21 protein-coding genes and 1 pseudogene are annotated in these 25,896 nt (G+C 53.1%); 6 read left to right on the forward strand and 16 right to left on the reverse strand.

Going from position 1 to position 25,896, the window contains the following annotated elements; genetic code table 11:
* Window positions 1–37 precede the first annotated feature (37 nt).
* Genes arnF through arnB form a run of 7 tightly spaced genes read right to left on the reverse strand, consistent with a single transcriptional unit; the run spans window position 38 to window position 7,386 of the window.
* Entirely contained in the window at window positions 38–403 is a 366-nt protein-coding gene (gene arnF / locus NR195_RS17535) for a 4-amino-4-deoxy-L-arabinose-phosphoundecaprenol flippase subunit ArnF (RefSeq protein WP_010257128.1), read from the reverse strand.
* Window positions 400–720: a 4-amino-4-deoxy-L-arabinose-phosphoundecaprenol flippase subunit ArnE gene (arnE, locus tag NR195_RS17540; protein WP_022624286.1), complete on the reverse strand. Its 321-nt coding sequence runs from the start codon at window positions 718–720 to the stop codon at window positions 400–402. The genes arnF and arnE overlap by 4 nt, the downstream gene beginning before the upstream one ends.
* On the reverse strand, window positions 720–2,387 hold the full coding sequence (gene arnT / locus NR195_RS17545) for a lipid IV(A) 4-amino-4-deoxy-L-arabinosyltransferase (RefSeq protein ID WP_256844772.1): 1,668 nt from the start codon (window positions 2,385–2,387) through the stop codon (window positions 720–722). The genes arnE and arnT overlap by 1 nt, the downstream gene beginning before the upstream one ends.
* The gene (gene arnD / locus NR195_RS17550; protein ID WP_163790196.1) at window positions 2,387–3,289 is read right to left on the reverse strand and encodes a 4-deoxy-4-formamido-L-arabinose-phosphoundecaprenol deformylase; all 903 of its coding nucleotides are present in this window, start codon (window positions 3,287–3,289) and stop codon (window positions 2,387–2,389) included. Before arnD ends, arnT begins: the two co-directional genes overlap by 1 nt.
* Window positions 3,289–5,268, reverse strand: a complete 1,980-nt coding sequence (gene arnA, locus NR195_RS17555; RefSeq protein WP_256844773.1) for a bifunctional UDP-4-amino-4-deoxy-L-arabinose formyltransferase/UDP-glucuronic acid oxidase ArnA — start codon at window positions 5,266–5,268, stop codon at window positions 3,289–3,291. The genes arnD and arnA overlap by 1 nt, the downstream gene beginning before the upstream one ends.
* A complete protein-coding gene (gene arnC / locus NR195_RS17560) occupies window positions 5,265–6,248 on the reverse strand; it encodes an undecaprenyl-phosphate 4-deoxy-4-formamido-L-arabinose transferase (protein WP_010257142.1) in 984 nt (327 codons plus the stop codon). Before arnC ends, arnA begins: the two co-directional genes overlap by 4 nt.
* 1 nt (window position 6,249) lies before the next feature.
* A complete protein-coding gene (gene arnB / locus NR195_RS17565; RefSeq protein WP_256844774.1) occupies window positions 6,250–7,386 on the reverse strand; it encodes a UDP-4-amino-4-deoxy-L-arabinose aminotransferase in 1,137 nt (378 codons plus the stop codon).
* Window positions 7,387–8,083: 697 nt separating this feature from the next.
* On the opposite strand from arnB, the gene NR195_RS17570 reads away from it, so the two are divergent.
* Window positions 8,084–8,662, forward strand: a complete 579-nt coding sequence (locus NR195_RS17570; protein WP_033786444.1) for a YceI family protein — start codon at window positions 8,084–8,086, stop codon at window positions 8,660–8,662.
* A 22-nt stretch (window positions 8,663–8,684) separates the two neighbouring features.
* Here the strand turns inward: NR195_RS17570 and NR195_RS17575 are convergent, their stop codons facing one another.
* The 4 genes from NR195_RS17575 to NR195_RS17590 all read right to left on the reverse strand — a co-directional run bounded on the left by NR195_RS17575 (window position 8,685) and on the right by NR195_RS17590 (window position 11,697).
* Complete coding sequence (locus tag NR195_RS17575; protein ID WP_033770060.1) at window positions 8,685–9,470, reverse strand: anti-sigma factor; 786 nt, start codon at window positions 9,468–9,470, stop codon at window positions 8,685–8,687.
* A complete protein-coding gene (locus tag NR195_RS17580) occupies window positions 9,467–9,916 on the reverse strand; it encodes a sigma-70 family RNA polymerase sigma factor (RefSeq protein WP_010671904.1) in 450 nt (149 codons plus the stop codon). Before NR195_RS17580 ends, NR195_RS17575 begins: the two co-directional genes overlap by 4 nt.
* Window positions 9,917–10,003: 87 nt before the next feature.
* A complete protein-coding gene (locus NR195_RS17585; RefSeq protein WP_010257155.1) occupies window positions 10,004–10,540 on the reverse strand; it encodes a tetratricopeptide repeat protein in 537 nt (178 codons plus the stop codon).
* 143 nt (window positions 10,541–10,683) lie between these two features.
* Window positions 10,684–11,697, reverse strand: a complete 1,014-nt coding sequence (locus NR195_RS17590; RefSeq protein ID WP_256844775.1) for a Gfo/Idh/MocA family oxidoreductase — start codon at window positions 11,695–11,697, stop codon at window positions 10,684–10,686.
* A gap of 107 nt (window positions 11,698–11,804) precedes the next feature.
* Between NR195_RS17590 and NR195_RS17595 the strand changes: the two genes are divergently transcribed.
* From NR195_RS17595 to NR195_RS17605, 3 genes are all read left to right on the forward strand, one after another.
* Window positions 11,805–12,815 (forward strand): LacI family DNA-binding transcriptional regulator, encoded by a 1,011-nt coding sequence (locus NR195_RS17595; protein WP_033759995.1) that lies wholly within the window; start codon window positions 11,805–11,807, stop codon window positions 12,813–12,815.
* A 602-nt stretch (window positions 12,816–13,417) separates the two neighbouring features.
* A complete protein-coding gene (locus tag NR195_RS17600) occupies window positions 13,418–13,861 on the forward strand; it encodes a PACE efflux transporter (protein ID WP_122459986.1) in 444 nt (147 codons plus the stop codon).
* 234 nt (window positions 13,862–14,095) lie between these two features.
* On the forward strand, window positions 14,096–14,299 hold the full coding sequence (locus NR195_RS17605; protein WP_010257166.1) for an Hha/YmoA family nucleoid-associated regulatory protein: 204 nt from the start codon (window positions 14,096–14,098) through the stop codon (window positions 14,297–14,299).
* Window positions 14,300–14,836: 537 nt separating this feature from the next.
* Here NR195_RS17605 and NR195_RS17610 read toward each other — a convergent pair.
* Window positions 14,837–15,196, reverse strand: coding sequence for a DUF333 domain-containing protein (locus tag NR195_RS17610; protein WP_256844776.1), 360 nt, complete (start codon window positions 15,194–15,196; stop codon window positions 14,837–14,839).
* A gap of 499 nt (window positions 15,197–15,695) precedes the next feature.
* On the opposite strand from NR195_RS17610, the gene NR195_RS17615 reads away from it, so the two are divergent.
* Together NR195_RS17615 and NR195_RS17620 are read left to right on the forward strand one after the other, a co-directional pair.
* Window positions 15,696–18,593: an autotransporter outer membrane beta-barrel domain-containing protein gene (locus NR195_RS17615; RefSeq protein WP_256844777.1), complete on the forward strand. Its 2,898-nt coding sequence runs from the start codon at window positions 15,696–15,698 to the stop codon at window positions 18,591–18,593.
* A 40-nt stretch (window positions 18,594–18,633) separates the two neighbouring features.
* A complete protein-coding gene (locus tag NR195_RS17620) occupies window positions 18,634–18,951 on the forward strand; it encodes a NirD/YgiW/YdeI family stress tolerance protein (RefSeq protein ID WP_010257173.1) in 318 nt (105 codons plus the stop codon).
* Between the two features lie 62 nt (window positions 18,952–19,013).
* On the opposite strand, the gene NR195_RS17625 is transcribed toward NR195_RS17620, so the two are convergent.
* The 4 genes and pseudogenes from NR195_RS17625 to NR195_RS17640 all read right to left on the reverse strand — a co-directional run.
* Window positions 19,014–20,258, reverse strand: coding sequence for an HlyD family type I secretion periplasmic adaptor subunit (locus tag NR195_RS17625; protein ID WP_010257175.1), 1,245 nt, complete (start codon window positions 20,256–20,258; stop codon window positions 19,014–19,016).
* Window positions 20,255–22,531: a type I secretion system permease/ATPase gene (locus NR195_RS17630; RefSeq protein ID WP_256849123.1), complete on the reverse strand. Its 2,277-nt coding sequence runs from the start codon at window positions 22,529–22,531 to the stop codon at window positions 20,255–20,257. Before NR195_RS17630 ends, NR195_RS17625 begins: the two co-directional genes overlap by 4 nt.
* A gap of 88 nt (window positions 22,532–22,619) precedes the next feature.
* Window positions 22,620–23,834 (reverse strand): TolC family protein, encoded by a 1,215-nt coding sequence (locus NR195_RS17635; RefSeq protein WP_071778629.1) that lies wholly within the window; start codon window positions 23,832–23,834, stop codon window positions 22,620–22,622.
* Between the two features lie 394 nt (window positions 23,835–24,228).
* Window positions 24,229–25,896, reverse strand: a pseudogene (locus NR195_RS17640) (hypothetical protein); the annotation flags it as partial.

Genomic DNA, 25,896 nt, shown 5'->3' on the forward strand with positions numbered 1-25,896 from the left:
GCGTAGTTGATGCGAAAACACTAACAATATTCTTAAATCAGGGCTTAACCACGATACACAGCAGGCCGATGACAATAATCACTACGCCCGCCAGGCTGTGCCAGCTGAACGCCTCATGGAATACTGGCAGACAGACAGCCACCAGCCACACCAGCACATAACTGAGGCTGAGCAGCGGATAGACCCGGTTCAGCGGAAAATAGCGCAGCGCCCGAATCCAGCAGAGCATGGAGACACCATAAGCGCCCAGCCCGGCCAATAGCAGCAAGGCGGGCAACAGGGCAACAGCAGGCAGCGACGTTATGCTGCTGACATCGGGCAGTCGCGGCATCGCCCAGCGCATCATCAGCTGTGCCGCTGAGACCAGCAGCACGCTGCATGCGACCCATCCATACCCTTTCATAGCTGGCTCGCCATCAGCGCCACACCCGTCACCACCAGTAGCGTGCCGGCGATCTGGCGCAGCGTCAGGCGCTCGCGCCATAGGATGCGTCCTGCCAGCGCAACGAAAATGAAGTTAAGGCTCAGCATCGGATAGGCCTGGCTGACAGGCACCCGCTGCAGCACCAGCAGCCAGAGAAGCATCGCGACACCCAGCAACAGCACGCTCACCCCAATCCAGCTTAAGCGGACCCGGCGCGATGCCGCGTGGGTCGCCTGTTTCTGGCACAGTTGCGCGCTGCAACTGAGCAGACTGACCAGTACAATCAGCAGCAGCATCACTTCATCTGACTGTAATAGAGGCAGACCAGCCTGCCCTGGCGATAGACGGCGTCCGGCACCGGAACATCCTCGCCGATATCACTGTGTACTGAATCAACCAGCAACAGCAGTGATACGCTTCCCGTACGGCGATGATCGGCAAGCCAGCCGCCGAAGTCCGCCTGAGAGACAAAGCGGGATTGCGCATCAGGGTAGCCCAGCCCATATTCCAGCTCGCCTTTGGTGTCATAGAAGCCGATATCGCTACGTTGCAGATGCCAGGCTGCGGCAGATGCCACGCCGGGATTGTCCGCCAGGATAAAGTGACTTGAGGCCAGACGCTGGCTAATCGTCGAGACAAAGCGCTGCGGCTGTTTGGCGTCGCGGATTTTATCCGGGATTGCCGTGCCAATAAACAGGGCGACGCCCAGCGGGCAAAGCGCGGCCGCCAGCCAGCGGCGCTGTGCAGAGCGGCAGCTATATGCGCCCACCAGCCCCCAGATGAGAAATGCCAGTGCCCCCAGCGCAAGCTTCAGCATCTCGTGCGTGGCGAACAGCGGATGATGCGTCACACTCCAGGGAGCGAGCACCAGCACGACCGTTGCCAGGGTAATGATGCCGAAAATCAGGTTGAGCCAGCCATTGACTGTTAATGCGCGCCCTGCCCGCTGTGCGGCGTTCAGGCCATAGTGCGCCATCAGCAGCGACAGCGGCACAAAACAGGGGAGGATATAGGTTGGCAGCTTGCCTTTTGCCAGGCTGAAAAACAGCAGCGGCATCACCGTCCAGCTCAGCAGATAGAACGCGCCGGGATGCTGCTGACGCTCGCGCCAGCCGGTCATCAATGCGCCCGGTAACAGCGCCAGCCACGGCAACGTTCCCAGCAGCAGAACCGGCAGGTAATACCAGAAAGGCGCTTTGTGCTGGGCATTGTCCTCGGCAAAGCGCTGAATATGCTCAACCCAGAAGAAGTAGTGCCAGAAATCCGGTGCCTGATGATAGATCGCCAGCGCCCAGGGTGCGCTGATCGCCGCGGCTGAGAGCAGCGCCAGCGGACCGAAGCAGAGCAGTTCGCGCAGTCGCTGCCGCCAGATCGTCCAAGGCAGAATCGCCAGCACAGGCACTGCCAGCGCCAGAAAGCCTTTGGTCATAAACCCCATGCCGCAGGCGAGACCCAGCAGCAGATAGCCGCCCGCCCGCCCGTCGCGTCCGCTGGCCTCCGTCGCCAGCCAGAAGCTGCACATCGCGGCCGCCAGCCAGAGCATCAGCATCGGATCGAGCACCGCATAGGTGCCAACGCCATAGACCAGCAGCGAACTGAGGAAAATAATCGTGCCGACGGCAGCCGTGCGTGCCGAACCAAACAGCCGCCTGCCGAGCCAGTAGATCAGCACGGCGGTCATCGCCGTGGAGAATATCGATCCCGCCCGCACGCCAAAGTTGTTGTGGCCAAACAGCCACTGACCCAGCGAGTTGACCCAGTAACCCGCAATCGGTTTTTCAAAATAGCGCAGACCGAAGAAGTGTGGCGTCACCCAGTTACCGGTTGCCAGCATCTCCCGGCTGATCTCCGCATAACGGGTCTCATCCGGCTGCCAGAGATCGCGGAACATCGGCGGAAGCAGGTAATAGAGAATAAAAAAGCTGAAAAAAAGTAGCCACTTCGTGTTGTTACGTATCCGCACTAGTTCGCCTCTTCAGTCAGTTTCTGGCAGCCCAGCCACCCTTCCCGTCCGGGGATTTCGCCTCTGACCACCCTGCCCACCGGCAAGGTACTTAGATCGTCGGGCAGCAGCTCGCTTAACGGACAGAACTGAATGCCGTGACGGGCCGCAGCAGCCAGCAGCTGGTCAAAGTCCGGGTAGCCGATAATCCCTTCGACTTCGGCATGCACGGTGTAGACCGCCCCATCATCAGAAGAGAGCATTTTCGCCAGAATGTAGTCGTTATAGCCTTCTGCGCTGACCTCGCGGCCAACCACTTCATCCCATGTGGGCAACGTCACCGGAATCTGTACGGTACCGATCTGTCCATCCGGCAGCATGGGCCGGAACGGGCCGCTGCCGCGACAGTCGCTGTTGTAGTGAAAGCCAAAGTCCTGTTTGGCGGCGATCACCCGGCCATCGGCTCGCCAGCCCGCGGCGGCCGAACAGCTGACAGGATGACCGAGTATCTCACTCAGCGTTTCGGTGCCGCGTGCTATCTGCTCAACCAGCTTATCCTGCGGCCAGACGCCGGCCCAGGTCTGCCAGGCAAAGTGGTCCCAGGCGTGCAGACCGACTTCGTGCTGACGAGTGGCGTCCTGCATGATGTGCCGCAATCTCCGTCCCATCTGCTTTCCCGGCCAGGCCGTTCCGGCGAGCAGGATGTCCCAGCCATAGAGCGACGCGGCACGGGAGCGCAGCATCTTCATAAGAAACGCCGGTTTCACCAGCCGCCAGAGATGGCGGCCCATGTTGTCTGGTCCCACGCTGAAGAAAAAGCTGCCCCGCACCGCATGACGCCGGAACAGCTCAAGCAGCGCCGGCACGCCCTGCTTCGTGCCGCGCCAGGTATCTACGTCAATCCGCAGACCGATCTTCTTCATCACTTATCAGCCTGTGGCTCAACGGTGCGCAGGAAGAAGTCGAGCGTGTTGTCGATAGTGACATCCATCGTCACGGTCGGTGTCCAGCCGAGCAGGCGACGCGCATTGCGGATAGCCGGTTTACGGTGTTCCACATCCTGATAGCCTTTGCCGTAGTAGCTGCTGCTTTCTACTTCGCGGAAACCGGCAAACGGCGGGAACTGACTGCGCAGCGGATGACTTTCAAAGCTGGCCAGCAGCTGCTCGGCCAGCTCTTTGATACTGGCTTCGTTGTCCGGATTACCGATATTGATGATCTGACCATCACAATTCAGCTGTTTGTTTTCGATAATGCGGAATAGCGCCTCAACGCCATCCTGAATATCGGTAAAGCAGCGCTTCTGTTTGCCGCCGTCAATCAGCTTAATGGGCGAGCCTTCTACCAGGTTAAGAATGAGCTGGGTTATCGCGCGGGAACTGCCGATGCGCGCTGCATTAAGGTTATCCAGACGCGGTCCCATCCAGTTGAACGGACGGAACAGGGTAAAACGCAGCCCCTCTTTTTCGCCGTAGGCCCAGATAACGCGGTCCAGCAGCTGTTTGGATACCGAGTAGATCCAGCGCTGTTTGTTGATCGGCCCGACGACCAGATTAGAGCAATCCTCATCGAAGCTGGCATCGGTACACATGCCGTAAACTTCTGAAGTGGATGGGAAAATGATGCGCTTCTGATACTTCACACAGTCGCGAATGATTTTCAGGTTCTCTTCGAAATCGAGTTCAAACACGCGCAGTGGATTGCGGGTGTACTCAATTGGCGTGGCGATGGCAACCAGCGGCAGGATGACGTCGCATTTTTTGATGTGATACTCAATCCATTCGGAATGGATGGCGATATCCCCTTCGACGAAATGGAAGCGCGGATGATCCAGGAAGCGGCTGATCGCGTCTGAACTGATATCCAGGCCATAGACCTCGAAATGCTCATCCTGTAACAAACGCTCAGTGAGATGATTACCGATAAAGCCGTTAACGCCAAGGATCAGCACGCGGGTACGACGTTGCAGCGCCGACTGCGGTTTTGAATAGAGCAGTGCGCCAGGGACGATGCCCAGACTCTGCGCCAGCTGGCTGCCATTCATGTAAACGCCATGCTCGGACTGGCCGGTCTGGATTTCCAGCGCGCCTTCGCCACAGGCGATCAGGAAGGGCTGCTTAGAGAGTACCGTCCCTGGCTTTGCCTGATGCTGCTGCGGATGAACCCGGCTCTTCCAGACGATAAATTTAACCGAACCGGCAAAGGCGAATGCGCCAGGCCAGGGATCGGTAACCGCTCTGACCAGATTGTGAATCGTCTGAGCAGGCTGATTCCAGTCAATGCGGCCATCCTCAGCCGTGCGGCGGTCAACCCGGGTCGCCTGACGCTCATCCTGTGGCCATTCACTCACCTCACCCTCGCGCAGACGAGGTAAAACGTCGCCGAGCAACTGCTCTGCAGCCTGGGTCAGTTTACGATGCAGCGTCAGCGCGTTGTCCTGATCCTCAATAGCGACCTTCTGCTGCGCCAGAATATTACCGGCATCCGCGCGCTTCACCATGCGATGTAGCGTAACGCCCGTTTCAGTTTCGCCGTTGACCAGCGCCCAGTTCAGCGGTGCCCGGCCGCGATATTTTGGCAGCAGCGAGCCGTGCAGGTTAAAAGCACCCTTTTGAGCGCATTGCAGGATCTCATCGCTCAGCAGATGGCGATAGTAGAAAGAGAAGATCATCTCTGGTGCCATGGTGCGGATGCGGTCAAGCCAGATCGGGTGATTCGCCTCGTCAGGTGCATAGACCGGAATGCCATGCTCTGCCGCCAGACGGGCGACTGAGCCGAAAAAGTGGTTTTCGGTCGCCACATCGTTGTGAGTAAAAATGGCGGTGATCTCATAGCCTGTACTCAGCAGCGCATTGATGCCGACACAGCCCATGTCGTGATAGGCGAAAACAACGGTCTTCATGATTGAATATCCTGTACTGAAGGCTCTTCTGGAGCGTGAACAATGCGTTGAACGAAATAGCGCGGACGCGCCCGAACGTCGTTGTAAATGCGCCCGATGTACTCCCCGAGCAGTCCCATACCCACAAACTGGGCGCCGATAAACATGAACAGCACGGCGAACAACACGAAGACGCCGTCACCCGCCCAGGCCGCACCAAAAAAGAGTCGCAACACGATCAACACCAAAGAGAAGGCGAAGCCGGAGAGCGCAATCAGGCTGCCGACAACGCTGAGCAATCGCAGCGGCGTGGTGGTCAGACAGGTCACCAGGTCATACATGAGGTTAATCAGGCGCATAAAGCTGTATTTCGAATCGCCAAAAGCGCGCTCGGCATGGATCACCGGCAGCTCAATGGTGTGTCGGGCAAAGGTGTTGGCCAGGATCGGAATAAAAGTGCTGCGTTCGTGGCAGTTGAGCATCGCCTCGACGATGTGGCGACGATAGGCGCGCAGCATGCAGCCGTAATCGCCCATCGCCTTACCGGTGACCCGCTGAATCAGCCGGTTGAGCGTGCGCGAGGCTTTACGACGGAACCAGCTGTCCTGGCGCTGCTGACGGACGGTACCCACTACGTCATAACCCTGACGTGCGGCGTCTACCAGCCGCGGGATCTCTTCCGGCGGGTTCTGCAGATCGGCATCCAGCGTAATAATCAGATCGCCACGAACCTGGCTGAATCCGGCCATGATGGCGGAATGCTGACCGTAGTTGCGGTTGAGCAGCACGCCGGTTATCCGGCTGCCGGGAACGGTGGCGGCCTGTTCAATCAGTTCGGCAGAACGATCGCTGCTGCCGTCATCCACCAGCAGAATTTCATACTCAATCTTAATTGAGTCACAGGCGGCGCAGGTGCGCTGAAGCAGCTCCGGCAGACTCTCCTGCTCGTTATAGACCGGGATGACCACGGAGAGCATGTTGATCGGTTTGATATCGCGCATCTCAGGCTCCGGCAATGTCATGTAAAGCCTGAATCACACGTTCGACATCCTGATCCGTCATTGACGGAAACAGTGGAATCGAACACATCTGCTGGCTGTTAAGTTCACTGGCGGGAAGACGTAAATCGGGATAGTGCTCGCGATAATATTTATGGGTATGCGCCGCACGGAAATGCAATCCGCTGCCGATATCCCGCGTCTTCAGTGCCTGCATAAAGGCATCGCGCGACAGACCGCAGCGCTGTTCATCAATGCGAATAATAAACAGGTGCCACGCATGCTGATGTGGCCAGTCGGGCAGTGACAGCGGCGTGAACGGCAGCGTGCGCAGCGCTTCAAGATAGCGTTCAGCAATCTCACGGCGGCGGGCAATAAAGCCCGGCAGTTTCTGTAACTGCACCAGCGCAATCGCCGCGCTGATATCGGGCAGATTGTATTTAAAGCCCGGCATCATGACTTCCGCCTGCGGCAGACGCCCCTGGGTCTGACGATCAAACGCATCTACTGCCAGGCCATGAAACTTCAGGCTGCGTATACGATCGGCGAGAGTGGCGTCATCGGTCACCACCAGGCCCCCTTCCGCGCAGGTGATATTCTTGATGGCGTGGAAAGAGAAAATCGCCGTGCCGCGATGCCCGACCGGTTTTTGGCAATAAGTGGTGCCCACCGCGTGAGCCGCATCTTCAATGATGGCGATGCCATTCTGTTGAGCCAGTTGATAGATTGGCGCGAGATCGGCAGGTGCACCAGCGTAATGCACCGGAATAATGGCGCGGGTGCGGGACGTAATCGCCTGCGCTATCCGGTCCGGCGTGACCATCAGGTTGTCGGGATCCACATCAATCATCACCGGCGTGGCACCCAGAAGCGTGATCAGGTTCAGGGTAGAGACCCAGGTCATGGACGGCGTGATCACCTCATCGCCAGGCCCGATCCCCATCGCCATCAGCGTGACATGCATTCCGGCAGTGGCAGAGCTTACTGCAATGGCGTGCTGGTTGCCGGTCATCTGAACAAAGGTCTGCTCCAGTTCGGCGCATTTTGCCCCGGTCGTTATCCAGCCAGAGTCAAATACCGCTTTAACAGCAGCCAGCTCTTCATCACCGAATGAAGGCCGGGAAAATGGCAAAAAATCCATGCTAAAACTCCTGCAGATCAAACCCATAAGCTGTCGCGCGTTGTTAATCAGGCACAACGCCGGAAAATAATTGAAATAGCGAATGACTCACAGTCGGCCAGGGTGTTATCGACACCACGCTTTCCCGTTCTGGAATTAAGGTTACCGGACTGCTAATACAAACTACCGTATGAAAGTTAACTGAACATTAAATGAAGAGTGTGAATTGAAATAAAATAAAGGGAGAGCAAGTTAAGGATTTCAGAAAAAGTTCACTATTAAATGGCTAATAATAGGCCTGGCCTCAACTCTTTTTGATTTATTGATATTTTGTTTAAAAACAGCAGGCTCTGTCAGTCACCAGAGCAGGGTTCAGCTCATCCTGATGAAGTCACTTCTGGAGAGAAAAATTAACACGCTGATATTGCTGGGCTAAATTCAGCCTGCTACTCACAGTATCACATCGAAAAAAATAGCGATCCGCTCATATCAGGAGAATCACAGATTAATAAAGCCGTCTTAATGTATTCTTAATATTTTTCGTTATTAATTTTCTGCCCTTGCAATAATCATTACACTTTGGTGATTCTCAGGTGACAGTCAGTTAATATCTGTCAGATTATCTGTGCCTGTAAGGTAAAAACAGTGCTAAAAAAAGTGAATAGGATCGCGGTTTCAGGCGTTAACGTTGGGTCTGCCTAAAAAAGAGAAAATAGTGATGATGCGTGCCGCCTGTTTATGCACTCTGTTAGCCCTGCTCAGCCCGGTGCTTTACGCCGCGCCGGTAACCTATGCCATTACCCCCGATAAAACGTCGATAGGCCTTTCATGGCGCGCCTTTGGTCACCAATTTTCGCAGGCCAGACTGCAGGGTGTGAGCGGCACGGTGACACTCAACCCTGATGAAGACCGTGACGATCGTATTGAAGTGACTATTCCGGTAGGGACGCTGGTGGCCTCGAACAGTCTGTTAACCTGGCAACTGAAAAGTAACCTGTTTTTTGATGCAGAGCGTTACCCAAATATTCACTTTGTCAGCAGTCGCGTGGCCTCACTGGGTGGCGGCAATTACCGTATTTTTGGTGTGCTGACGGTTAAAAATGTCAGCCGGCCAGTCGTGATGCTGGCCTCGCTGGACAGCGGAAAGACAATTGATCCGGCTTCAGGTTCGCTGGCGCTGCATGCCTCCACCGCCATCTCTCGCTCAGCCTTCGGGATGGATCGGCTGGTCGGGGTGGTTGATGATCGCGTCAACATTGCGCTGGCCATTGCCGCGCAGGGCAGAAAGCCGCTGTAGCGGTAACCGCTGAAGGGTCCGATTAACTGAGTGCTGTCTGCAATGTTTCCGCTGTGGCAGCCAGTTGAGCCGGTGGGTTGCGGCCAATCAGCACATATTGATAGCCGTCACGCTTCCACCAGGCCAGCTGCATGCCATGGCGCTTTTCATGGGCGATCGGATTCGCGCTGTCCGGCTCAGGCGAGATACAGAGCGCCATCGGGCCATAATCAGCATGCAGCCAGGCGATCTGCGCTATTGACGTTCTTTCATAGCGCAGGATCCGCACCATTTTCAGTTCAGCCCCTGGCAGGCTGAGTTGCTGTTGATGCAGCTGCAATCCTAAATCGAGTCGGGTACGGTCCAGCCCCCTTTGCAGCATGGCGGCGTCATCAGGCGTATCGGCCAGCGTTTCAGCACTGTAGAGCGACATATAACGCGCCTCCAGATCGCGGATATTCTGGCTTTCATCTTTCTCTTCATCTTCCGGTCTTGCCAGGAAACCGATGCCGCTGCCCACCAGCAAAAAGCTGACAGACGCAGCAATCAGAGCCCGACGGCTGTAGCCTTTGGCTGGCATTGACTCTGGTGCCGTGATGGCTGCCAGTTGCTGTGCCATTCTGGCCTGCGGTGCCTGTTCCAGCAGCGGCGCAAAAGCCTGTTCAAAATCGAGATTACTTTGCTGTAAATGCTCAACCCGTGCCGCCAGTTCGGGATCCCCTGCCATCGACTGCTCAAACTGCACGGCTTCCTGTGGCGTCATCTCACCATCCAGCCAGGCAACGATTGCCTCATCGCGCCACGGTGGCGTAAAAGTTTCCCTGTTCATCTCCGTTTCTCCTGCGGTGCGGGCGAGGTCGCCGGCTGTCTGGCAAGCGTGGCACGTGCGGCGGCCAGACGGCTCATAATAGTGCCAATCGGAACCGAGAGCGTCTCTGCCGCCTCCTGATAGGTCAGACCTTCGACATACACCAGAAACAGTGCATTACGCTGCGCCTCGGGTAAGGCGTTAACCTGTAGCATAATGCGCTGGAAATGGCGGTGGTCGTCGCTGGTGGCGTGGTTATCTGCGGCCAGCAGCGCATCGGGATCCACGAATCCCTGTCCCTGCCGGACCTTTCGCGCCCGTAAATCACTGGCCCAGATGGAGTGAAGGATCGAAAAAAGCCATCGATCAATGCGTGTGCCCGGCGTGAACTGCGCGCTGCGTTCCAGCGCGCGTACGCAGGTTGACTGTACCAGCTCTTCTGCCATGTCACGGTTGTGTGACAGCACATAGCCGTAACGCCAGAGCCGCGTCAGATGTTCCGCAAGGTGCTGACGGATGTCACTGTGAGTGATTTTTCGCTCCTCCCTTCCGCATCAGACCTCGGGGTGGCCATTGATCGCGGCCTGCAGATCGCGATATTCCTCGCAGTCTGTGCCACAAATCCCGGCAATGGTTTTTAACTGTTCGCGCGCCAGATCCGGACGCCCTTTGATCATCCAGGCTTCGCCCAGATATTCACGCACTTTAGCGTAACGGGGATCAAGTGCAATGGCGCGCTGATAATAGCCAATGCCCTCGTCCGTGCGGCCCAGTTTACGGGTAGCGTAACCACGATAGTTCCAGGCTTCGCGGGTATCCTGATTTTTCAGCGTATCCAGCAGGTTCAGCGCCGCCTGATATTCGCCCTTTTTCGCCAGATGCCAGGCATAGCGGGTTTTATCGTCGTCACTCAGCTTGCTGGTCTTCTCAGGCACACAACTTTTAGTGTGACTGTCATAGACCTGACCTTTGGGGCAGTCAGGCGTCTTTTTATCACTGTCATTGTCGCCCATCGCCATACTCAGCGGAGAGTGCAGCATCAGCAGCAGTGCCGGAACGGCAAGCAGAGAAAAACCAGAACGCGTTGTCATAATTTATCCTTATCGGGTCTGTGAGACAGGCGATAAAGCCCGCCGGATGCAGTCCGCTAGCGCGGCGCTGTACGGTAAACAGCTCAGCGCCGGTTTCTATTCGATAAAAATAAAATTATTTTTTGCCAGGGTGCCACGCTGAATCAGAACGGTAGTTTTTCCACCGCACAGAAACGCCGTTCCGCCAGGGAGATCACCGCAGCTTCCGCAATCGCCTGGGCTTTCAGTCCATCCTCAAGGCCAGGAAGATCGTCAACCTGCTCACCGTTCAGCGATCGGATAAACGCATCCAGATGAGCATAGTAAGTTGGCTGCACCCGGCTGAACCAGTCGGGAAACAAGCCTGGCTGCTGAATCTGCGCACCCTGATAGCAGCTGACGCCGCGCTGTGGCTGAGAGGCTGATTCCAGCATCCCGTGCGGTCCCATCACACTGATGCGTTCATCGTAGCCATAGCCGGTGCGGCGGACATTATCGAGCTGTGCCAGCGCCCCGCCCTGCAGCCGCAATAGCAACGTGCTGGTGTCCACGTCGTCAAATTCGCTGATCGAGGGCAGAGCCAGCGCTGCACCCATCGCTGCCACCTCGGTCACCTCCTCTTCAGTCAGCCAGCGCAAGAGGTCAAAAAAGTGGATAGCCTGATCGCGCATCTGCCCGCCGGACGCCTGAAGATAGGCCAGCGGCGGCATGGCTGAGGAGCGGCAGACCATCTGAATCAGTTCCGCCGGGCCGATCCGCCCCTGGCGGAGTTGTTGCTTCAGCTGCTGATGGCTGACATCAAAACGCCGATTAAACCCTACTGTGACCGGCACGTTGTAGGGGAGAACATTAGCCACGGCAGAGCGGGCCCGCTCAAGAGAGAGATCGACCGGTTTTTCACAGTAGATGGCTTTACCGGCGCGGGCTGCGGCTTCCAGTAAGTCAGCATGGGTCGGCGTCGCGCTGGCGATCAGCACCATATCAATCTGCTCATCATTTATCGCCTCGGTGACAGACGCGGCCCGGGCACCAAAGCGGGTCGCAAAGGCGGCGGCGCGCGCGGGTTCTGCATCCGCGACCCATACCAACTCAACTCCGGGGTGCGCCTGAAGATTCGCGGCATGAACTTCACCAATAAAGCCACACCCCAGCAGGGCAACACGTTGCTTTTTATTCATTTTTTGAACTCCATCATAGTCCGGCAGAAAGACGCATCTGCAGGATAACGCTGCGTTTTACACTGGCGGCACGGTGTTTTGAGGTGTTTACCTCAGAGGAGATCGGCATGTCGCTGAAAGAGGTCGCCCGACGGGCAGGTGTGGGACTGGCAACCGTGGATCGGGTGCTCAATGAACGTGGCGGCGTCGCGCCGGAGACGGTTCACAGGGTGCTGCAGGCAGCACGTGAAGTCGGGCTGAAGCGGATCCTGCCGGAGGAGCATCGTCATCCTTGGCAGATAGAACTGCTGCTGAGCAGCAACGATTCGTTTTTCTTTAAGCAGCTGGCACAGGATTTTACTGAGGTTGCCTCGCATCTGGGCTATCGCCGGTTAACGCTGCGCCGCACTTTTGTCCCCGAGGCTCAGCCAGAACGACTGGCAAAGCTTATCAGGCAGGGCGGTGAGACGCGGGATGGTTTGATCGTTTTTGCCCATGAACATCCGGCAATCTATGAGGCGCTGGACCATTGCCACGCGCGTGGCGTACCGGTGATCTCGCTGGTCACCGATTTACCCGGTGCCGCCCGGCTCTGTCATGTGGGGATCAATCAGTTGCAGGCCGGACGTACAGCCGCTCAGCTGATGGGCAAAATGCTGCATCAACCCGGTGAGGTGTTGATGGTCAGTGGGCACCGGGATTACAGCGCGCATCGTCAGCGTATTGAAGGGTTTCGTGACCTGATAACCAGTCGGTTTCCCCATCTTCAGTTACGTGAAGTTCTGGCCGCCCAGGAAAATCGCGACACCCTCAGTAAGTTGCTGGAGAAGCAGCTGGTTCAGAGCGGTCATCTGCAGGGCATTTATAACACCGGGCTGGGGAATACCGAGATCGGGCAGGCGCTGGCACGACATCGTCGGCTGAATCAGTGCATCTGGATCACTCATGAGCTTTACGCCACCACCCGCACGCTGATGGCGCAGCAGAGCGTTGCGCTGACACTGGATCAAAACACCCGGCAGCATGCCCAGCTCGCGCTGCAGCTGATGCTGAATTATCTGGAGCAGGGAGAGAAACCCGATATCTACATTAACGGAAAAGTGGATTTCATCATTTATACGGCAGAAAACTGTCTGTAAAGATTGCCCGTTGTGTCATATCCACCGGTAAAGAAATATGCTTTACCTGCCGTCGATCATTGCATTCAGCACTATTTCCCGCGCGAAGCAGTGCCCGGGAAAGTGGCTCACTGGCTCAGAAGTGCATAGAAAATAGCCTGCCACAGATAATCTGATCGCAGTGACAAGCTGAAACCGCCCCTTTATGTCAGATAAAAAATCTAACTATTATCTAAATATTAAAATATAAATCTATATATGCATTTTTTATGGTTTTAATATTCAGATGCAGAGTAATGACGTTAATATCGTATCCGACTGAACAAACAGCGAAGTGAATCGGGTGAATTAATGTGCGACAGATGTGCGGAAACAGAGCAGGAATAACACTCGCAGTCCTGAACGGTTAGCCATTAAAAGCGTACTTTGCAGAATTGATAAATATCAAAACTTAATGGGTTTTTATCGTCATATTCCTATTGGGTTTCACTTTCTGCCAGGTTGATGCTAAGTTCTCGTCGGTTTAAAACAGGGCAGTATGAAGAACCGTTTCACTGATATTACGGTCACCCTGAATTTTTCCTGCGCCAGTACGGTGCCTGACTAATTAATGAGCGTCTGATTTGGAAAATTGTTTATATCCGGTGCGTACCAGAACTGAGAGAGTGCTGCACGCGGTGGTATTCGAAGTTGTCGCTAATGTGCTGGTTTTCTTTATCCTGATTATTTTTACCTCCGCAGCACCATCGCAGTCGTTGTTGCTTACATTGGTCTCATCGACTCTGGCTATGGGATGGAACTACCTGTTCAACCTGATGTTTGACAGTGTTCAGCTAAGAACAGGATTTAAAAAGAACTTGCGAATGAGATGCCTCCATGCCGTTCTGTTTGAAGCGGGTCTGTTATTAGTGTTAATCCCCTTTGCAGCATGGTGGCTGGATATTACGCTATTCTCAGCGTTGAGACTTGAATCCGGACTGGTGCTATTTTTTCTGACCTATGCTTTTCTGTTCAATTTGTTATGGGATTGGGGAAGATCAGCAAAATCAATGAAGATATTAAATTAATGTATCATGCCATTAAAATTTACTTTCAGAAATTAACCTTTCGCTTAGCCGGCTAATGGAACTTCGCGTGCGAGTGATCGCGCCCGAATGTATCCGATGCGTAAGGAAACAAGTATATCTGGTGTCAGGAGCCGCTTACTCTCGCCTGGCAGCATTGATATAACGGCGCGTCTGCATAAATTAAGTTCAGACTGCGTATAAGCTCATTTCACAGGTTAAATCAGCAAGAATATTATGGACAAAGTCTACTATCTGAATAAGTTAAGGAACTGCCCGTCAACCGATATTCTGGATATCGTAACAAGCTATATGCGGAAAAAACTTCCTGGTGACGACCTCTCTTCATTTGAAGGCGCTTACGATCATCGTAAAGCCGAACTAATAATGAATGAAACCTACAGTGAAGTTCCTTCAGAAGTATGGAGACTGGTGTGCTGAGGCGAAAAAAGGAGGGCAGGATCACTCATAACCCATTATCTGCTGAGGGCTGATCACCCTGCAGATCATCAATTCCTGATAATCCTGGCGCGATGCATTTTGATCTCCGTCGGGCAGAATCGGTGAACAGATAAATCAGAGCATCACCTTTAGTGCTGTGATGCTCTGTCATTCTCAACAAACGCACGACATACAGCGATGTAAGAAATAGTAAGACAAACCTACCAGGCCACTGTAAACCGTTTTAAATATGACGCCAAAACTGGCTTCGTCTGTCATATTCAGAGAAAGCTCGTACTAATAATGCCTTCCGGACTCACACGACTACGATAATGATTATCTGTTCAGGCGATATGCTGCCAATTTAACTCATGCTCCACCAGCACCGATCCCGGAACGGCAAATCGTGTCAGGGTGATAAAAAAGCTGCTCAGTCGTTAAGCAAGGGTGTATTAAGCTGATTCAGATGATGCAATACCATTACTTTTAAATGTTGTTCGCCCGAACAGGGAGCATGCAGGCGAACAAAACGGGAATTCATTTCAGATGGTCACGATGATACAGAGCCCACTGCTCAATCCTTTCTCCAGAGGGTAGCAGGCAATAGGTTGTTATACCTGCCGAAGATTTTTCCTGGACCTGCTGACCACCGCGATTAACGCAATATTCACTGGCTGGATTACGCATTGTTAAACGCTGCGGTTCCTTGCTGTGCGGTGTGCAGGCGATAAGTAGTGAAGCCAGTAACATCAGTGAAACTCCTGCTAACCTGTTTGTGACGAACATAAAACCTCTCTTAACCTTATTTTTGTGAATTAAGCATTTACTCTCCAGTGGTGTAATTAAATCTGATAGCACAACAACGACTTTATCAGGAATCCTCCTTTCTTCGGCCACATGTTAACCTCAGGGGTGACAATCATCATGTTTCCATTCTGCACTCACCACTATGGGTATCGATGCATAATTATAGCGTGCTGCCACTAAACCCTCGCTTAACAACCTCACGCGACACATAAGCAGATAGACCTTTAATGCAGTGATTAAAAAATGAATAAAGCCAAAATTAGAATGCATGTGAAGATAATTAACAAAAACCCCATTATTACAATCGATGCATTATCTTAATTTTTAATGGAAATTCCTCGCGAATAGGGCATCGCCTTTAACGTTTACTTAAAACAGGCACACTTGCGATGCCTTTACATAAATCCTTTTCCCGCTGCATAATCCCGCAACATTTGTATGCGCACTGCCATTAATGGGATCAATAAAACCTACAACTTATTGGTATCGCTTAAATATCGCTGCTGCTTAACACCTGAATAACAACTCATGATTCAGGTGCCATTTAACGATCACACTATCAATAAATTCTTAAGGAAGAGTGACTGAGATGAATAATAAATTCCCGCGAAATAAAATCGCAAAAGCATTAATGCTGGCAAGTGGGATGGGGGTTGTGCCTCTGATTAGCTATGCTGCAGTCATCGGAAGCCAGACAGGCAATGAGATCATCTTAACTGATGGCACCACGCTGATTGCCGACCAGTCATCTGGCGACGGTTATTATGGCATCCTGGTTAATGGCGCTACCGCCGCAACGGTTACCATCGGCAGCGGCAGCACAGTTCGCGTGACAGATGCTGAACGTTATGCAAAAGGGATTTTTATTGAAGCGGCAAACAGTGAATTTACTGCAGATAAGTTAACCCTCACCGTTTCCGGTAAAACAGCGGTCGGCATTGAGTTCGGCGGAAAAAATGTAACCGCCAGTTTAGGATCAGGTTCCTCGGTCACCACGGTAGCATCAGGTGATTCTTTCGCCGAGGGCGTCGTTGTCAGCAATAGTTCCTCGCTGCAGGCAAATAACCTGCAAATAAGCACCCAGGGCACTGGCGGAACGGCTCTGCGCGTCAGTGGTTACGGAAGTCACGCCAGTCTGGGCGACGACAGTAATTTACAGACGAATGGTCTTAACAGTAATGCCGTTCAGGTTGATAACCTGACCGGTGAGTCGATTAATGGCGTGGCCACGTTGAAAGCAAATGCATTGACGATCAACACCCTTGGCAATAATTCGCAGGGTATTAATATCCAGGATAATGGTTCGATTGATCTGGGCAGCAACTCGACCATTATTACCACTGGGGATCTTTCTGCTGGCATCTGGAGCTGGGGTGAGCTGAAGGCCGATCATCTGACAATCAGTACTGCGGGTGAGACCTCTGCAGGTCTGTCAGGCCGTGACAACAGCCTCTCAAACATTGGTGCTGGTAGCGTGATCTCCTCTGATCAGACTGGCGGCATTGTGGCTATGGGCGACAATGCCATCGTTAACTTCATTGGCAGTGAAGAAGAACGCAATACGGTCTATTCAGCAGGTTTTTATGGCGTATCCGCACAGTCAACCGGCGCAACCATTAATCTGCAGAACACCGATATTATGATGAAAAATGTGGATACCATGACCCTGGGTATTTGGTCCACAAGCGGTGGCACAGTTAACGGTGATGCAGTGACCATTACCGGCCCGGAGAATGCTACAGGTGTCTACGCCATGGCTGGTGGTAAAGCGAATCTTACGGGTGATTTGACCATTGATATGGGCTCCCCGGATGGGATAGCCATGGCTACGCAATATGATGATGGTTATGCAGCAGGTGTCATTACCACCGACGGAAAAGCGCAGATCGTTGGTAGCGTTTTATCCCGGGCCGGACTCATCGACCTCAATCTGACATCGGGTTCACTCTGGTCTGGCAGCGCCAGCAGCGATAACGTCAATAATGGCCATCTGAACGTTAATCTGACCGACAGCACCTGGAATGTATCGCGAACATCCAATGTCGATAATCTGACATTGAGTAACTCGCTGGTTGACCTCTCTGCAGCCTCGGATGACGCAACCTATTCAACATTGACTATCGCCAACCTCAGCGGCAGCGGCGACTTCGCCTTGCGCACCAATCTGGCAGGCGATGGTGCTGGCGTGAATAACATTGGCGATAAAGTTGTGGTGACAGAGAGTAGTTCCGGTGATTACGGTCTGACCATACAGAACCGCGGCAGTGCCGTCACCACTGGCAACGAAGTACTGACTGTGGTTGAAACGACTGATGGCATCGCCACCTTTAAAGGCAACGCCGACGTGGAACTTGGTGGCTATGTTTACTCGGTCAATAAGCAAGGCAACAACTGGGTACTCTCCTCACCTAAAGCACCAGAAACCCCTGAAGCAGATGATCCGGCCGTTATCCCTGCGGATGAGCCTGCCGCGACTCCTGCTAATGAACCTGCCGCGACTCCTGCTAATGAGCCTGCCGCGACTCCAGCCGATAACGGTGGCACGGCGCCTGCCGGGCAAGACAACGCAACTTCCCCCATTACCAGCACGGCCAACGCAGGGGCTAACTTCCTCAACACTGGCTATCTGATGAACTATGCCGAAATGCAGACGCTGATGCAGCGTATGGGTGATGTTCGTCAGGGGAAGACAGCCGGAAATGTCTGGCTGCGCGCTATAGATGGACGGTTCAGCGGCTTTGATAATGGCAAGCTGAGCCGTTTCAGCCTGAACTACACCGGTTATCAGTTTGGGGTCGATAAACGTTTGTCCGATGAAATTCCGATCTATCTGGGCCTGTTCATGGGGGTAACTGAAGGATCGCCTCATTACCAAAATGGTAACGGCAACATCCGTTCTGAGCATTATGGCTTCTACACCACCTGGGTAAATGATGCCGGTTTCTATGTTGATGGCGTTGTGAAAGTCAACCGGCTAAGGAATCAGTTCAATGTTCACGATACACAGAATAACCAGGTATCCGGTAACGGTGTCTCTTCAGGTCTGAGCGGATCGCTTGAGGCGGGCAAAAAGTTCAGCTTCTCTGATCGGCTGGCAGGTTTTTATCTTGAACCACAACTACAGCTGACAGCAGGTCATCAGGATGGTGCTTCCGTAGGTGCGTCTAATGGTCTCAATATCACACTTTCAAGCTACAAATCACTGATGAGCCGGGCAAGCGTGCTGGCAGGGTATGAAATCAATCAGAGCAATTACAAACTCAACACCTATGTAAAAACGGGTGTAATGCGCGAGTATGCCGGGGATGCTGCTTATGCTCTGAACGGATCAAATGAACGTCTTTCCTTTAAAGGAAATGGCTGGAATAACGGCGTCGGCCTGAGTGCCCAAATCAGCAGCCATACGCTCTTCCTGGAGGCCGATATGGTAGACGGAAAACGTTTTAACCAACGTCAGGTTAATGCTGGCTACCGTTTTAGTTTTTAGAATCAACGTGCAGCAAGCGCTCGTATAACAGGAGGTGTTAATGAAAAAAACATTATGGATGCTGCTGGCCTTGATCTGCTCAGGATCCGCTTTCGCACGGCAGGAGTCCACCATCGCAGAAGCAAAAAACATGCGAGACGAACGTCATGTTACCCTTACCGGTACGATTAGTGGACGGGCTGACGATGACCACTACTGGTTACAGGACTCAACGGGTCGTATCCGTATTGATGTCGACGAGGATGACGAAGACGACAACGGCTTCCTTATTGGTAAAAAGGTACGGATAACGGGTGAGGTAGATCGCGATGACGGCCATAGCGAAATCGATGTTGATCGGCTCTTCATTCTGAAATAATTCCGGACTTCTGTGTAAAAAAGCCAGCTATAGCGCTGGCTTTTTTACATTCAGGGCAGGTTTTACTTTTCGCGAAACGCTTCCTGTACGCGCAACAGAGGACGCAACAGATATTGCAGCAGGCTCTTCTCGCCCGTACGAATATCAACGGTGGCCGTCATACCGGGAATCACCCGTAGTTCCTGACTGCCGCTTTTCGTCAGCGTATTATTTTCCGTTAATACCATCACCCGGTAATAAGTATCATCGACGCCTGGCCTGCGGGCAGCTTTACTCTCCTCATCTTTTAGCGCGCCCGAACTGATACTTTGAACATGTCCGGTCAGGCCGCCATAAATCGAATAGTCATAGGCAGAAATTTTTACCACAGCTTCCTGACCGGGCGCCAGAAAAGCCACATCAGAGGGCCGGATACGGGTTTCCACCAGCAGCTGGTCATCCAATGGTGTCACCTCCATTATTGCGGCACCAGGCTGGATCACACCGCCAAGCGTATTGATTTTAATACTGTTAACAATGCCTCGTACTGGCGTGCGGACTTCAGTACGCTCAAGCGTATCATGGCGGCCATGGGCAGTTTCCTGCAGGCTTGTCATCTCAACATCGACTTTGGACAGTTCATCGTTAGCCTCGTTACGGTAGCGGTTTTTTCGCTCGGTAATTTGCAATTCGGCATCATTCATCTGACGCTCAAGTTTCAGAACCTCAGTTTTTGACAGCAGCGATCTGGCTGAGAGCTGTCGCGCCATTTCAAGCTCTTTCTGCAGCAATGTTTTTGACTTCAGATAGCCTTCAATTGACTCATTTACCGCCCTTTTGCGTAGTTTCCAGGCATCGGTTTCACGGGTAACCAGTTCAGGTACTTTCATGACCTCTGGCGGGAACACAAGCTCGCTGCCGGTCGCTTCTGCTTCAAGACGCGCGGCCTGGGCTTTCAGTGCCAGCAGGCGGTTAGCGCTTTCGCGGAAGGAGGCTTCGGCGCGCGTGGGATCGATTTTGGCCACAACCTGACCTTTTTCAACCGTATCGCCTTCATGCACCATTAACTCCTGCAAAATACCGCCCTCAAGGCTTTGCAAAACCTGTTCGCGGGAACTGGGAACAATTTTGGCTGACCCGGTTGTCACCTCTTCGATGTTGAAATTGGCGGCCCAGACGATTACCAGCACCATTAACGCCACGCTGCCCCAGGCAATAAATAGCCAGCCTTCCCAGCGATCCTGACGGGCGGCCCTCACCATGTCACTGGCTGTATGTTCGGTCAGGCGCTTTTGATCAACGTTTTTATCAGGGGACAGGCTGCTCATACTGTTACCTCGCCAGATTGTGGCTGACGCTCTGTGCTTATCTCAACGCCAGCATGTTTCGCTGCGTTACGCAGCACCGATGCGGCCGGGATCTTCCCGCTGTTTAATAAACCGATAATCTCTTCACGCGGCCCATCAGCTACTTTGATGCCTTCATCCATCACAATCACCCGATCAACATATTTCAGCACTGCAGGACGGTGGGTCACGATAATCACGGTTCGGCCTTCCATTGCCGGGATGAGCGCCTGCAGGATAGTGCGTTCCGACCCCATATCCATCCCCGATGTAGGTTCGTCCAGTAGCAGAACATCCGGATTCGACAGAATGGCGCGAGCCAGGGCTATCGCCTGCTTTTGTCCGCCGGAAAAGTTTTCACCACGCTCACTGACAGGCATACCAAAGCCCATGGGATGGGCCGCGACAATATCACTCACCCCGGTCATTTTTGCAGCGGCCATCAGTTCTTCGTCGCTGGCATAGGGTGCTCCCATCATCAGGTTGTCACGCAGCGAACCATACATAAAACGTGGTTCCTGATTGACCAGCGCGATACGCGTCCGTAATTCCACCGGCTCGACCTGGCCTATATCTACGCCAGCAATGGTGATCGTGCCTGTTGTGGGTGGATATAGCCCAACCAGCATGCGCAGCAGCGAAGATTTACCGCTGCCCATTTTGCCCAGTATGGCAACCCGCTCGCCCTGACAGAACCGGACATCTAGCTGCTCAACGATGGCAGGTAAATCGTCTTTATAACGTAATGAAACGCCCTGACAGACAATCCCGGTCTGGCTGCCCTGGGGAAGCTGCACATAAACCTTCTCATTATCGCGTTCAGCAGGGGCCTGCATCACTTTATTGAGGATGGCCAGCGAGGTTTTTGCCTGCTGAATACGCAATCCCAGCGCGGCAAGCGTTGCTATGGGCATTATGGCGCGCCCCATCAGGGTCATAGTGGCAATGATGCCTCCCATTGAGATATCACCATCACCGACCAGATAAGCACCCCAGACCAGCAGAATAACGGTACCAAACTGCTGGGTCGTCTGAATGACGCTTGAGCCCATAGTGGCAAGGAACCGCGATTTCATATTCACTGCAGAGAGTTTTACGCTGGCAACATCGTGTTTAGAGGCGACCAGGTTTTCAGCACGCAGAACTTTGATGGTCTCAAGATTATCCAGTGATTCAATAACCAGACCGTAACGGTTACTGCCTATTTTCATTGACTCTTCAGCGTGGCGTTTCAAAGGGATCTGCATCAGCAGCACCATCGCCACGATGACCACTAATATCAGGATCACACACCAGACCAGTGGCCCGGCAACCAGATGGATTACAACCAGGAAGAGTAAAACAAAGGGTAAGTCAGCAACCGTCGTTAAAGCGGCTGACGTAGTAAGCTCGCGGACGCTGTCAAAGCTTTGCATGACATTGCCAAATGCACCGCTGGATTGGGCTCGACCCGACATTTTGCCGTTCAGCACGTGACGAAAAAGTTGTGCGCCCAACACCAGATCGATCTTTTTACCGGCGCGATCGGTAATCCAGGCCCGACCCAGCCGTGCAGCCAGTTCAAACAACAACGCCAGACTCACGCCGATAGCCATCGTCCAGAGTGTTACGTAGGTCTGGTTAGGCAGTACCCGGTTATAAACCGTCATGGTGAATACGGACATCGCCAGAACGAGCAGGTTAATAACGACTGACAATGCGGCGGCTTCAAAGATATAACGTTTGAATCCCCACAAAGTATTCCAGAACCAGTGCCCTTTACCGACATGGACAATGTCATCGGCACGATGATCAAGATAAGACTTAGGTCGCAGCAGCAGCAACTCGCCGCTATAGTGCTGAGCCAGGCGAGCGAAATCGACCTCAACAGGCTGGCTGCCCAGTGCGGGATCGATAATGGCGCACTTCTTTTCGCTACACTGTGTCAGCACGCAGTAGCCCGTTTCCAGACGCATGATGGCGGGGAGAACAAAGCTTTTCACATCCGTCAGGTCAATCTTCTGCCAGGCAGCACTCATGCCGCGGCTCAGCAGCGTGCGCAATGCCCAGTCATTCTGGGCGCTGATATCAGCGTCTGGTGGAAATGCAGGCATACCCACACGTAAAGCATTTAGCGTAAGCCGGACGTCAAACAGGCGCAGTGCGCTTTGCAGTGCAACCAGCAAAGTCTCCTGCGTATCTGATGGCGATCTGGATAACACTCTGTTTTCAGCATTCAGTTCAGAGCCAGCAGGCTCAAATTGTATATCAGTCACAATGGCGTCCCCTGGACAACTAATTCATTCTGGTCTGGCGGCAAAGCATGACAGCGGCCAGAAATACTCGTTTTTTACGTCAGCGTGATTAGTGCACCGCTTCGATGGTATTCGCTGGTAAAGCGTTAACCTTCTGCACCAGTTGGCTGGTTTTACCCAGTGCCGCAACGATGTTCCATTGCGCAGCCAGGTACTGCATCTGCTGCTCCTGATAACTTGCGAGACTGGTGTAATAGTCGGTAGCAAACGAGATTAAATCCGTTAACGGACGCTGCCCCGCGAAGAACTGTACTTCCCCCGCTTTCCAGGTTTTTAACGCGGTTTCTGACTGTCTCTGTAATGCATTGAGCTGGCGTTCACGAAGCGGTAAGGAGACCCACAGCTGATCCAGTTGCTGTTTCAATGTCCGGAGTGTTGCATCCTGATCCGCCTCTGCGGCAATGAGTCGCTGAGTTTCAGCTTTGGCATTTGCCCTGCCAGCCCCACCATCCCAAAGATTGATATCGCTGCTCACCTGTAACGTCACCGCTTTAAACGGTTCCATTTCACCGTTGCGCTTTGGACTGTCCATACTCAGTTGCACACTCCATTTCGGCCTGTTCCACTTAGAGGCCAGATCCACTGCGGCTCTCGCCTCCTCTTTACGCTCGCGTGAGACCGCCCAGTTGGGATTTTCTTTCAGTACCTGTTGTGCCTGTGCCAGTGACGCGGGCAACAGACCCGCTTTTTTCAGATCGGGCAGGCCTCTGGTGATAACAATCTCGTGGTTCAGCAGCGAGCTGAGTTGCTGCTGCGCTTGTATATAGGTGGTGTAGCTCATTTCACGACTGGCAATCACCGAATTGAGGCGAGTCGCAACCTGATTGATCTCAGAAGCTCTGCCGCTATCAATACTGGCAATATTCTTTACCCGATTAAGCAGATCCTGCAGTGCGTTAATTTCTTTATCCAGCACAGCGACAACTGTGGCATTAGTGGCTGCAGAGGTAAAAAGAGAAAGCACCTGCTCGTTGAGATTTTCGCGCGTGACATTTACCTGAGCCTGCTGCATGGAATAAGCTGCCTGCTTTCCGGCAACGCTCGCATCAGTACGTCCGTGATCGTAAAGTAATTTACTTACAGTGATATGCGGGGAGACCGGGTTATTCTCATAACCGGGTTGACCTGAATATCCTGATGCGCTGATACCCGTGCTGACCTGAAAACCATCAGCGGCTTTTGCCTGATCGATATCATACATAGCACCGGTGCTGTTTGATAAAGCAGACTTTACCGATGGATGGTCGGCTGTCATACGAATCATTTCAATAAAGTCCGTTGCATGGGCATTTAACAGGGGATTAAAAAATAGCAATCCCGCAATTAAACCATGCAGCGAACATCTGGATTTTGTAGTAAACAAGTTTTTTTTCATAGTTAACTCAAAATAACAAATAAAGTGGGATGGCTAATTTCCTCTGTCGCTAATTCAATCCTGCGACCGGAACTGTTTTAACCGCCCGACATGTCATATGGCAACGTTAATTCTGCTAAAAAGAAATATTTAGGTTTTACATGCTGCTCACATGTCTTTATTTATTTTTTTCATCTGTGCAATCAGATCTGGGGCTCACCTGATGGGCCTGCCTTAAACAGGCCCATCAGGTGAGTTTGATGTGAAAAAAAGCTGGCGATGACCGAAGTCATCGCCAGTTCTATCAGATAACGTTTAAGCCATGCTGGATTAACAGCTTGACAGTGGTGTCATCATTATTGGTATAGACGTCATAATTAACGCCATTTTCAGTTTGTGCGGCTGAAGCCGTCCATTCTGATTTTCCAATATTAACGGTATCAGTTGCATTACTATTGTTTGAACTTCCCACATCTCCCGTAATATGTAATGTGTTCGCTTCACTACCATTATCTTTAGTAATTTCGAGCACATCGCTGGCGCTGATAAATAATGTTTGCGCCGTGTTATTACCCAGATGGATAGCTTCAATTCCACTAATTTTGCCTGATACCGTTCCGAGTTCTAAATCGTTATTAGAATCCCAGACCAGCGTATCGTGACCTTCTCCTCCTTTCACACTGCTAAAATGAGTACTGTTAATGACGATAGTATCATCGCCCTCTTTTGCATCGACGGAATTCGCGCCGCGTGCATCCAGTACATCATTACCTGAAGTGCCATTAAGATCGTACTGAGCAGGTTGATACTCAATATGCGTCGATCCCGTTTCAGACGTCAGTCCCAGTGTCTCGTTCAGATCAACTAAGCGGCCTTTTATTGCTGAGCCATCGCCGTCGCCCACGCCCTGATCGGTCCAGGTCACGTAGAGCTGACCGCCCGCCAGGAAGGTCGCATCGACTTCAACCTGCTCACCATAGGTCAGCTGGTTGATCTGGATCTGCTGACCCACTTTATTACCCGCAGCATCAAAGTACTGTGCGTAGATACCGCTGGTACCTGCACCCGGCGCGATGTCGGTTGTTGACAGGAAAACGGCAATAAAGCTGCCGTCAGCCTGACTGACCACCCTCGCCATGTGCTGATCGCCAGCCGTCGTGGTGTTGATCAGGAACTCGCTGGTCAGCGCCGTACCGTCTGCCGCGTAGATGCGGCCCCAGACGCTGTAACCATTCTGATCCGGTCCGCTGGTATCGTTAGAGTCCCAGGTCACCACGTAGTTACCGTTTTGCAGCGCACTGACTGCGGATGACGCCTGATTGTTAGTCAGGGTCTGGTTCGCTACGAAGCTGCCTGTTACAGCATGCGTTGACGGATCATAAACTGACACACCAACATCATATCCGGTGGCTTTAATCGCATAAGTAATCGCAACCTGGCCATTTTCCAGCGTTGTAACAGATGGCAACGGCTCCCATTCAGGAATGATGGCATTTGCGTTCAGGGTCGTGGTTGCCAGCACGGTCTCCGCCGTGACCGGCGTGCCGTTTGCGTCATACTGACGGCCATAAACCGTCCAGTTGCCGTTCAGGCTCGCTTCCCAAACCACCAGATAACCGCCGTCTTCCAGCGAAGTGATCACCGGAACGCGCATTTTGCTGGCGGCGGTGCTGGAGTCCACATTGTACTCTGCGCCATTAGTCACGACGCCGTTCACGTTACCCGCACCGTCGTAGCTGTAGGTATAGCCCTGACCCTTGATATGCGCACCGGAATCCGTGCTCCACACCACCTGGAAAGTGCCATCTGACAGCACGGTAACCTGCGGCGTGATCTGGTCGCCCGCTGTGGTGGTGTTCACCGTGAACTCCGCCCCGACCGGCTGGCCTTTCGCATCCAGCAGCTGACCCTTGACGCAGCTGCCGGAGCCGTCTCCGCTCGCCGACTGCCACACCACGATGGCGCCGCCGTC

Source organism: Pantoea sp. Ft-CA_14 (assembly GCF_024520875.1).
In the GTDB taxonomy this organism is placed as follows: Bacteria; Pseudomonadota; Gammaproteobacteria; order Enterobacterales; family Enterobacteriaceae; genus Pantoea; species Pantoea agglomerans.